This window comes from Micromonospora sp. KC721 (assembly GCF_004348355.1).
Taxonomy (GTDB): Bacteria; Actinomycetota; Actinomycetes; order Mycobacteriales; family Micromonosporaceae; genus Micromonospora.
In genome coordinates this window covers 1-10,189 of record NZ_SMJY01000212.1, presented here as the reverse complement: position 1 = coordinate 10,189, position 10,189 = coordinate 1, and the positions used below count along the sequence as shown (strand labels likewise).

Sequence of the window (10,189 nt, the reverse complement as noted above, 5' to 3'; positions counted from 1 at the left end):
GGGCTGGGCGTGGGGCGAGGTCAGCGGTCGGTACGGCGGGGACGCCACACCACCAACGCCGTCGAGGTGCGGTTGGTCGGTACGAGATCACCGCGCGGAAAGCCGCCCAACGTCTCCAGTTCCGCGATCCGGCGGTACGCCGCGTCCAGCTCCGCCTCCAGCCGGGCCACCCGCTGCTGCGCCTGCTCCAGCAGCCGTTCCAGCCCGATGATCCGCTTGACCCCGGCCAGGTTCACGCCCTCGTCCTGGCTGAGCCGCTGCACCTCGCGCAGCAGCACCACGTCGCGCACGCTGTACCGGCGACCACCCCCGGCCGCCCGGCCGGCCTGCACGAGGCCGAGCCGGTCGTACTGGCGCAGGGTCTGCGGGTGCATTCCCGCCATCCGCGCCGCGACCGAAATCATCAGCACCTTGGCCTCGTAGGCAGGGTCATCCGAACCAACGAACCCGTCCGACATCCCGCTCACCTCCGCAGTCCACACCGGTCAACCAACCCGACGCAGCCGCGCGTCGAGATGTTCCCGAGCCGCCGGCGGCGTCTGCGCCGCGAACGACTCCAGCGCCGCCCGGGCCTCGTCCGACACCGTCGCGGGCACCAGCACGTCGAGCGTGACCAGCAGGTCACCGGCCTGGCCGTCCCTGCGCTGCACGCCCTTACCGCGAGCCCGCAGCACCCGCCCCGACGGGGTACCCGGCGGCACCCGCAGGGTCACCGCGCTGTCGAGCGTGGGCACCCGCAGGTTCGTGCCGAGCACCGCCTCGGCGAAGGTGATCGGCACGGTCAGGGTCAGATCGTCCCCGCTGCGCCCGAACAGCTCGTCGGGGCGGACCTTGACCTGTACGAACAGGTCGCCCGCCGGCCCGCCGCGCTCGCCCGGCTCACCGCGCCCGGCCAGCCGGATCCGCTGGCCGTCGGCCACCCCGCCGGGGAACCGGACATTCAACGTCCGGGTCTTGGTCACCCCGCCGGTGCCCTGGCACTCGGGGCACTTCTCCTCGACCACGGTGCCCACGCCCTGGCAGGTGCGGCACGGCTCGGAGAAGCTGAACGACCCCTGGTTGCGGGTGGTGACCCCGGCACCGTGGCAGGCCGGGCACATCTTCGGGCTGGTGCCGGGCCTGGCCCCGTCACCGTGGCAGGTGTCACAGACTCCGGGGGCACGCAGCGTCAGCGGCAGGGTCACCCCGCGTACCGCGTCGTCGAAGTCCAGCGTGACCTCGGTCTCGACGTCTCGGCCCCGGGCCGGACCCCGGGGCCGCGCCGGACCACCGGCCCCGCCACCGGAGAAGATCGAACTGAACAGGTCGGTGAAGCCGCCGCCGCCGAACCGGGTGTCCCCGCCGGCCCCGCCGCCGAACAGGTCGGAGACGTCGAACGGTGCTCCACCGGGTTGACCCGGGCCGCGTGCGCCACGGCGGAACGCGCCCGAGCCGAACAGCGAGCGCATCTCGTCGTACTCGCGGCGCTTGGCGTCGTCGCCGAGCACCGCGTACGCCTCGGAGACGGCCTTGAACCGCTCCTCGGCCCTCGGGTCACCGGGATTGTGGTCCGGGTGGGACTGCCGGGCCAGTTTCCGGTACGCCTTCTTGATCTCGTCGGAGGAGGCGGACTGCTGCACGCCGAGCGTGGCGTAGTAGTCCTTCTCGATCCAGTCCTTGGCACTCACCCGTCCACCCCCTTCGCCATGTGGCCCGGTCGCCCCGCCCGCCGTGCTCCGGCGGGCGGGGCGACCGGATGGTCCCGCACTATTACTCCGGGTCGGCGACCGCGACCAGCGCAGGCCGCAGCAGCCGCTCCCCGAGCAGGTAGCCCCGGCGCATCACCTGGACGCAGGTCGGCGCGTCCACGTCGGCCGAGGTCTGGTGGGCGACCGCCTCGTGCCGGGTCGGGTCGAACGGGTCGCCCTGCTCACCGAAGGCACTGAGCCCGAACTTGCCCAGCGCGGTGGTGAGCTGCTCGGCCACGGTGCCGAACGGGCCGACCAGGTCGCCGTGCTCGCGGGCCCGGTCCAGGTCGTCCAGAATCGGCAGCAGTGCGGCGAGCACCGAACCGGTTGCCTGCTCCTGCACCAGACCGCGGTCACGGTCCACCCGCTTGCGGTAGTTGGCGTACTCCGCCGACACCCGTTGCAGGTCCCGGGTCCGCTCGTCGAGTTCGGCCCGGAGAGCCTCCAGTTCCGCGCCGAGCGGCGCGACGGCCTCCCCGGCCGGCTGGGCCGGCGCGTCGACCACCGCCGGGCCGGAGACCGAGGCCGCCTCGACCTCGATCTCGTCGACCACGATCTCGCCCTCCTCGACCAGGCCCTCGGCCGGTACGTCCGTCCCGGCGTCGGCCGCGGCGGACGTCTCCTCGGTCCTGCCGAGCTTGCGGTTGTTGCGGATGACGACCCGCGGCGCGTCGCCGGCGGTCTGCTCGGCGGGCCCGGAGCCACCCGGCGCCGACCCGGGCTCCACCGGGTCGGCGGCTCGTGGCTTCTCCGTCATGCGACTACCTCGATCCCTGTGCCGTGAGTACGTGTCCGGGACGGACCATCACTTCTTGTCCTCGTCCACGATCTCCGCGTCGACCACGTCGTCGGCTCCGCCGGCCTTCGAGCCGCCGGTCGCGCCCGGGCCGGCCGCGCCGGGCTGCTCGCCCTGCTCGGCCTGCTGGGAGTAGAGCAGCGAACCGGCCTGCTGGGAGACCTGGGCGAGCCGCTCGTGGGCCGACTTGATCTTCTCGATGTCCTGGCCGCCGAGCGCGCCGCGCAGCTCGCCCAGGGCCTCGTTGATCTGGTCACGGTTCTCGCCGGGCAGCTTGTCGCCACTTTCGGCGAGGAACTTCTCGGTCTGCCACTGCAGCGCCTCGGCCAGGTTGCGGGTTTCCGCCTCGTCGCGCCGGCGCTTGTCCTCCTCGGCGTGCTCCTCGGCGTCCCGGCGCATCCGCTCGATGTCGTCCTTCGGCAGCGAGGAGCCGCCGGTGATCGTCATCTTCTGCTCCTTGCCGGTGCCCAGGTCCTTCGCGTGCACGTTCACGATGCCGTTGGCGTCGATGTCGAACGTGACCTCGATCTGCGGGACGCCGCGCGGCGCCGGCGGGAGGCCGGTCAGCTCGAAGGTGCCGAGCTTCTTGTTGTACGCGGCGATCTCCCGCTCACCCTGGAAGACCTGGATCAGCACGGACGGCTGGTTGTCGTCGGCCGTGGTGAAGACCTCGGAGCGCTTGGTCGGGATGGTGGTGTTGCGCTCGATCAGCTTGGTGAAGATGCCGCCCTTGGTCTCGATGCCCAGGCTCAGCGGGGTCACGTCGAGCAGCAGGACGTCCTTGACCTCGCCCTTGAGCACACCGGCCTGCAGGGCGGCGCCGACGGCGACGACCTCGTCCGGGTTGACGCCCTTGTTGGGCTCCTTGCCGGTGAGCTGCTTGACCAGGTCGGTCACGGCCGGCATCCGGGTCGAGCCACCGACGAGGATGACGTGGTCGACGTCGGAGATCTTGATCCCGGCGTCCTTCACGGCCTGCTCGAAGGGGCCCTTGCAGCGGTCCAGCAGGTCCTGCGTCATCCGCTGGAACTCGGCGCGGCTGAGCGTCACGTCCAGGTGCAGCGGGCCGGCCGCCCCGGCGGTGATGTACGGCAGGTTGATGTTGGTGGTGGTGGCCGCCGACAGCTCGATCTTGGCCTTCTCGGCGGCCTCACGGAGCCGCTGCAGGGCCATCTTGTCCTGCGACAGGTCGATGCCGTGCTCGCCCCGGAAGGTCTTCACCAGGTGGTCGATGATCCGCTGGTCCCAGTCGTCACCGCCGAGGTGGTTGTCACCGGAGGTGGACTTGACCTCGATGACGCCCTCGGCCAGCTCCAGCAGCGACACGTCGAAGGTGCCGCCACCGAGGTCGAACACCAGGACGGTCTGCTCCTTGGAGCCCTTGTCCAGCCCGTACGCCAGGGCGGCCGCGGTCGGCTCGTTGACGATCCGCAGCACGTTGAAGCCGGCGATCTCACCGGCCTCCTTGGTGGCCTGGCGCTGGCCGTCGTTGAAGTAGGCGGGGACGGTGATCACCGCGTCGGTGATCTGCTCGCCCAGGTACGCCTCGGCGTCGCGCTTGAGCTTCATCAGCGTCCGCGCCGAGATCTCCTGCGGGGTGTACTTCTTGCCGTCGATGTCGACGGTCCAGTTGGTGCCGATCTCCCGCTTGACCGAGCGGATCGTCCGGTCCGGGTTGGTCACCGCCTGACGCTTGGCGACCTCACCGACGAGCACCTCGCCGTTGCGGGCGAACGCGACGATCGACGGGGTCGTCCGCGAGCCCTCAGCGTTGGCGATGACGGTGGGCTCACCGCCCTCGAGAACGCTGACGCAGGAGTTCGTCGTGCCGAGGTCGATACCGACCGCACGTGCCATCTTCGCTTCCTCGCTTCGTAACGATGAGCAGGTCGCAGGGCCTGCCCGGCGGGCCGCCCGCAGCGACCACACCACAAGTTGAGTGAACCTGGCTCAATAGTGCCACGCCTCCCGCAAATCGCAAGTTGGGGTTGAGTCGACCCGACGCAACCCGACCGTTATTACCGTCTGGTTGTCTTCCTTAGCGTCGGTCGGGCACGCTTTAGCGGTGACGACGAAAGGCGATCCCGCCACCCGGTCCGGCGCGCCCGCTGTCGCCGCCCGCACCGGGTCGCCGGGCGCCGCGCAGGACGGGTCGGACACCGCCGGAGACGCCCTTCCGGCAGCACTGGCCGAACTGCGGGCCGCGATCGGTGTGGCCCGGTTCCCGCTCGCCCTGCCCTCGACCGAGCCGGCCCGGCGTACCGCCACCGCGCTGGCCGACCAGATCGACGACTACCTGCTGCCCCGCCTCGTCCGACTCGACGCGCCGCTGCTGGTGGTCGTCGGCGGCTCCACCGGAGCCGGCAAGTCGACCCTGGTCAACAGCCTGGTGAAAGCGCGGGTGAGCGCCGCCGGGGTGCTGCGCCCCACCACCCGCTCCCCGGTGCTGGTCTGCAACCCCGCCGACTCCTCCTGGTTCCGGCAGGGCCAGCTGTTGCCCGGCCTGACCCGCACCAACGAGCCCAGCGAGGACCCGGGCACCCTGCAACTGGTCAACGCCCCCGCGCTCCCACCCGGGCTGGCCTTCCTCGACGCGCCCGACATCGACTCGGTGGTCGACGCCAACCGGGCCCTGGCCGGCCAACTGCTGGCCGCCGCCGACCTTTGGCTCTTCGTCACCACCGCCGCCCGGTACGCCGACGCCGTTCCCTGGGAACTGCTGCGCAGCGCCCGCTCCCGGGGTGCCGCGATCGCCCTGGTGCTCGACCGGGTGCCGCCGGAGGCCATCGACGAGGTCACCGCCCACCTGTCGGAGATGCTCGCCGCCCAGCAGCTCGACACCGCGCCGCTGTTCGTCCTGCCCGAGACCTGGGTCGACGGCCAGGGCCTGCTGCCCGAACGGGTCACCGCGCCGTTGGGCGACTGGTTCGCCGGGCTGGCCGCCGACGCCGATGCCCGGGCCGCCGTGGTCCGGCAGACCCTGGACGGCGCGCTCGCCTCGCTGCACCCCACCGTCGAGGCGCTGGCCGAGGCCGCCGACGAGCAGATCGCCGCCGCCGACGCGCTCGACGAACGGGTCCGGGCGGCGTACCGGGCGGCGAAACGGACGGTCGAGGCCGGCCTCAAGGACGGCCGGCTGCTTCGCGGTGAGGTGCTGGCCCGCTGGCAGGAGTTCGTCGGCACCGGCGAGTTCTTCCGGACGGTGGAGGCACGCATCAGCCGGTTGCGCGACCGGCTCGTCGCCGCGGTCACCGGGCGACCCGCCACGCCCGCCACCGAGCTGCGGGACGCCATCGAGTCGCAGCTGGTCACCCTGCTGCGCGCGGTCGCCGCAGAGGCCGCGGAGAGCGCGTACACCAGCTGGAAGGCGCACCCGGCGGGGGCGGCACTGCTCGCACCGGAGCTGGCCCATCCCTCCCCCGACCTGCCGGAACGGGCCGAACGGCTGGTCCGGGACTGGCAACGCGGCGTGCTGGAGCTGGTACGGACGGAGGGCAGTGACAAACGGTTCGTGGCCCGCACGGCCGCGTACGCGGTCAACGCCACCGGTCTCGCTGTCATGATCGCGGTGTTCGCCTCGACGGCGTTCATCCCGACCGGGCTGGAGGTGGCCACCGGGGCGGGCACCACCGTCGCCGCGCAGGGCGTGCTCCAGGCCATCTTCGGCGACCAGGCCGTGCGAACCCTGGCCAACAAGGCCCGGGCCGACCTGCTGGACCGGGTACGGACGCTGCTGGACGACGAGGCCACGCGCTACCTGGCGCGTACCGAACAGGCCCGTCCCGGCGCGGACACCGGCGCGGAGCTGCGTCGGGCCGCCGACCGGGTCGAGGCGGCCCGACACGACAGCGGCCTCGGCGACGGCGAGCCGACCGCCCTGCCCGTGAGGGACCGCCGGTGACGGGCATCACCGGCCGGCTCCGTGAGATGTTCCGGGGCGACCAGTTGGTCGACGCCGACGCCCTGGTCACCCGCCTCGACGCGGTCCGCCGGTTCCTCGACGCGGTGGACGGGCAGGTCCCCGACTCCCGGCTCGTCGCCGCGCACACCCTGGTCGAACGAGCCGGCACCCGACTGTCGCTGTCCCGGGACCACACCGTGGTGGCCCTCGCCGGTGCCACCGGCAGTGGCAAGTCCAGCCTGTTCAACGCCCTGGCCCGGCTGGAACTCTCCCCGGTCGGGGTGCGGCGGCCCACCACCGGGGTCGCGCACGCCTGCGTGTGGGGGCCGCTCGACGGCGCGAACCGGCTGCTCGACTGGGTCGGCGTACTGCCCCGGCACCGGTTCGTCCGGGAGAGCGCGCTCGACGGCGACGACGAGTCGGCCCTGCACGGGCTGGTCCTGCTGGACCTGCCCGACTTCGACTCGGTGCAGCGATCCCATCGGCTGGAGGTGGACCGGCTGCTCGGCCTGGTCGACCTGGTGGTGTGGGTGGTCGACCCGCAGAAGTACGCCGACCGGTTGATTCACACCAGTTACCTGCGTGAGTTCCACCGGCACCGGGACGTCACCCTGGTCGTGCTCAACCAGGCCGACCGGCTGCCCCCGGCGGAGTTGCCCCGGGTCGTCGACGACCTGCGCCGCCTCCTCGACGCCGACGGGCTCGCGGGGGTGCCGCTGCTGACCACGTACGCGGTGGATCCGGCGGGCATCGTCGGGCTCAGGCAGGCGCTGGAGGGTACGGTCGCCGAGCGGCAGGCCGCGCTGCGCCGCCTCGCCGGTGACGTGGACTCGGTCGTCACTGCCATGGGCGAGTTGGTCGGGGCGGAACCGCCGGTGGACGCACCGGACCGGGCGACCGTGGGCGCGCTGGACCGGGCCCTGGCCGGGGCGGCGGGGGTGCCGACGGTGGCGGACGCGGTCGAGGGGGCGTACCGGCACCGGGCCGCCGCCGCGACCGGCTGGCCGGTGGTGCGGGGCTGGCGAAAGCTCCGGCCGGACCCGCTGCGCCGGCTGCACCTGCCCGGCCCGCCGGCGGACGCCGACCGGCCGGCGGAGAGCCTCGTCGCGGCCACCTCGGTGCCCGACCCGACGGCCGCGCAGCGCTCCGCCCTCGGCTTGGCCGTCCGGCAGGTCGCCGACCGCTGCGGGGACGGCCTGCCCGCACCCTGGCCGGAGGCGGTCACCGCAGCCGCCCGTTCCCGCCTCGGCGACCTGCCGGACGCGCTGGACCGCGCGGTGGCCGGCACCGACCTGGGCATGGACCGCCGGCCGCTGTGGTGGCGACTCGTCGGCGGCCTCCAGTGGCTGGTGACCCTGGCCGCGGTGGCCGGACTCGGTTGGCTGGTGCTCGGGTACGCGCTGCGCGCCCTCGGGCTGCCGGCGCTGGACACCCCGATGGTGGGCGAGGTGCCGCTGCCCACGCTGCTGCTCCTGGGCGGTCTGCTCGCCGGGCTGCTGGTGGCGGCGCTGACCCGACCGGTGGTGCGTTGGGCGGCCCGCCGGGCCCGGCGGCGGGCCGAGGACCGGCTGGCGGCGGCGGTGGCCACGGTCGGAGCGGCGCTCGTGGTCGCTCCGGTCCGGGTCGTCCTGGACCGGTACGGGCAGGCCCGCGCGGCCCTGCGGGACGCCGGCCGCTGACGACGGGGACGCCGGAGCGCCGGTCGGCGTAGGGTCGGTCCATGGCCACGCCACAGACCCCCTACGAGGCGGTGCTGCACGCCGCCCGCGACGTGACCCGCCTGGACTGCGCCCTCGACGCCGAGATGCTCGGCACCGCCCTGCTGGGCAGCGTCTACGCGATCGCGGAAACCGACCGGGAACGGGCGGTGCGTGAGTTCGTCGCCGGTTTCCTGACCGCCACGGCCCGGCGGCGCACCGCCGCCGCGACCACCATCCGGTCGGTCTTCGCCGCGCTGGTGCCCGACGCGGAGGGCGCGGCGAAGGTGCGCCCCGGCACCCGCGCCCCGGCCTGGTCGGGTCAGCTCGGCCGGGTCCACCTCACCGGCACCTGGTCGTACGGGGACGTGTACGGCGACCAGACCTCCTACCTGGCCACCTTCGCGTACGACGACGCGGCGGGCGGCCCCGAGCACGCGCTGGTGGCGCTGGTCGACCACAACATCGGCATCACCAAGGACGTCTTCGTCGGCGGTCCCGCCGAGCGGATCCTGGACCAGGTCCGGCAGATGTGCGGCGCCGACGAGCTGACCTGGTTCCGGGAGGAGGACCCGGCCCGGATGCACGGCGAGGTGAGCCGCCACCTCGCGGTCACCGACGACCTCGGGAAGCTCCCCACCGACGGTTCGCTCGCCACCGACCGGGCGCTGGTCGGGGCACGGCTGGCGCTGCTGCCCGGCGCACCCGTCGACACCGCCGGCCGGGACGCCGAGCCGCTCACCGGTGACGAGCGGGCGGACCTCGTCCGCGCCTTCCTCACCTCCCCGGAGGCGGCCCGGTTCGGGCTGGGCAGCCTCGACGGCGACGCCGAGTTGGCCTCGCTGCACTTCTGCCTGGGCCTGATCTTCGATCACGCGGCGACCTTCCCGGACGCCGACCCGCTGCGCTGGAGCCCGGCCGTGGCCGGCCTGTTCCTGCTGGACTGGGTGCACCGGCGGGCCGTGCTGGACATGGACGACGCGGCGATGCTGCCCCGGGTGCTGCGGGCCTGGGCGGAGTACGCGGCGCGACGGCGCGGGCTGCCGGAGCCGGCGGCCACCCGGACCGACGAGATGATCGAGGAGCTGGTGCCGGAGTTCGCCCGGCTCTACCAGACCGGTGAGCGGCGCAGCCCCGCCACGGCGGCGGTGGCCCGGTTGATGGCCGACGGCGTCGACCCGGACGACCCGGCCGCCCTGGACGCCTGGTTCCAGGCCAACCGCCACCACCTCACCGACGACACCCCCTGACCACCGGCGTCGTCCACGCTCACAGTCAGGCGAGCGTGGCGTAGACACCCCCGGCCACCAGCGCGCCGACCACCCCACCCACCACGACCTGCGGCACCGTGTGGTCCCGCAGCCGCAGCCGGGACCAGCCGGTCACGACCGGCAACGGCGCGACGGCCAGCAGCCCGGGGCCGAAGGTCAGCACCAGGACCACCGCGGTGCCGGCCGCCACGGCGGTGTGGATCGACATCTTCCACCAGTGACTGACGGTCACCGCCACCCCCAGGCCGACCACTCCGGCCGTGATCAGGGCGAGGATCGGGCGCGGGGCACCGAGGGCGGCGAGCACCGCCAGTCCGGCCGCCGCCGAGACCAGACCGAACAGCAGCGGCACCCGCCGCTGCTCCCGTACCCGGACGTGGTGGTCGGTGAGCCGCCCGCGCCGGACCCCGCCGAGGATGTACGCGAACGGGATGCCGCTGGCGAAGAGGGTGGCGAGCAGTCCCCAGGCCAGTCCGTGCACGCCCGCCGCGTGCCAGCCCACCAGCACGGTCAGGAGGCTCACCAGCACGGCCGGCGCGGTCAGCTCGGTGACCAGCCGGGCCAGCCGGGTTGTCCGTCCCGGGGACGCGACGACCGGGCCGGTGCCGCCACCCGTCCCGTCGACCCCGCTCAGCGCCTCGTCCCCGATCCGTGCCGGCCGACCGCTGGTGGGCCGGCTCCGCCCGCCAGGCGTACGGCCCGTCAGCCTGCGTCGTTGGTCACCGTACCGGCCGGGCCGGGGCTGTCGTGGGTGGTCGCGGTGGGTTCCGCCGGACGCTGCGGAGCGGGGCCGTGGC

8 protein-coding genes are annotated in these 10,189 nt (G+C 73.7%); 3 read left to right on the top strand and 5 right to left on the bottom strand.

What is annotated here, in order from left to right; all coding sequences use genetic code 11:
• Positions 1–20 precede the first annotated feature (20 nt).
• The 4 genes from E1182_RS26050 to dnaK form a co-directional block, all read right to left on the bottom strand.
• The gene (locus E1182_RS26050; protein WP_132270081.1) at positions 21–458 is read right to left on the bottom strand and encodes a heat shock protein transcriptional repressor HspR; all 438 of its coding nucleotides are present in this window, start codon (positions 456–458) and stop codon (positions 21–23) included.
• A gap of 27 nt (positions 459–485) precedes the next feature.
• Positions 486–1,667 (bottom strand): molecular chaperone DnaJ, encoded by a 1,182-nt coding sequence (gene dnaJ, locus E1182_RS26045; RefSeq protein ID WP_132270079.1) that lies wholly within the window; start codon positions 1,665–1,667, stop codon positions 486–488.
• Between the two features lie 82 nt (positions 1,668–1,749).
• Positions 1,750–2,484 (bottom strand): nucleotide exchange factor GrpE, encoded by a 735-nt coding sequence (grpE, locus tag E1182_RS26040; protein WP_132270076.1) that lies wholly within the window; start codon positions 2,482–2,484, stop codon positions 1,750–1,752.
• A 48-nt stretch (positions 2,485–2,532) separates the two neighbouring features.
• On the bottom strand, positions 2,533–4,380 hold the full coding sequence (gene dnaK / locus E1182_RS26035) for a molecular chaperone DnaK (protein ID WP_132270074.1): 1,848 nt from the start codon (positions 4,378–4,380) through the stop codon (positions 2,533–2,535).
• Between the two features lie 208 nt (positions 4,381–4,588).
• On the opposite strand from dnaK, the gene E1182_RS26030 reads away from it, so the two are divergent.
• The 3 genes from E1182_RS26030 to E1182_RS26020 are packed head-to-tail and all read left to right on the top strand — an operon-like array spanning position 4,589 to position 9,371.
• A complete protein-coding gene (locus tag E1182_RS26030; RefSeq protein WP_132270072.1) occupies positions 4,589–6,424 on the top strand; it encodes a GTPase domain-containing protein in 1,836 nt (611 codons plus the stop codon).
• 26 nt (positions 6,425–6,450) lie between these two features.
• A complete protein-coding gene (locus E1182_RS26025; protein WP_132270086.1) occupies positions 6,451–8,103 on the top strand; it encodes a GTPase in 1,653 nt (550 codons plus the stop codon).
• A gap of 41 nt (positions 8,104–8,144) precedes the next feature.
• Positions 8,145–9,371: a hypothetical protein gene (locus E1182_RS26020; protein WP_132270070.1), complete on the top strand. Its 1,227-nt coding sequence runs from the start codon at positions 8,145–8,147 to the stop codon at positions 9,369–9,371.
• A gap of 25 nt (positions 9,372–9,396) precedes the next feature.
• Here E1182_RS26020 and E1182_RS26015 read toward each other — a convergent pair whose 3' ends face one another.
• Positions 9,397–10,041 (bottom strand): phosphoesterase PA-phosphatase, encoded by a 645-nt coding sequence (locus E1182_RS26015; protein WP_371687604.1) that lies wholly within the window; start codon positions 10,039–10,041, stop codon positions 9,397–9,399.
• Positions 10,042–10,189: the final 148 nt, after the last annotated feature.

Excerpts from the sequence above, each read along its gene's own strand:
- E1182_RS26050 (WP_132270081.1), bottom strand. The coding sequence starts at position 458 with ATGTCGGACGGGTTCGTTGGTTCGGATGACCCTGCCTACGAGGCCAAG.
- grpE (WP_132270076.1), bottom strand. The coding sequence starts at position 2,484 with ATGACGGAGAAGCCACGAGCCGCCGACCCGGTGGAGCCCGGGTCGGCG.
- dnaK (WP_132270074.1), bottom strand. The coding sequence starts at position 4,380 with ATGGCACGTGCGGTCGGTATCGACCTCGGCACGACGAACTCCTGCGTC.
- E1182_RS26025 (WP_132270086.1), top strand. The coding sequence starts at position 6,451 with ATGTTCCGGGGCGACCAGTTGGTCGACGCCGACGCCCTGGTCACCCGC.
- E1182_RS26020 (WP_132270070.1), top strand. The coding sequence starts at position 8,145 with ATGGCCACGCCACAGACCCCCTACGAGGCGGTGCTGCACGCCGCCCGC.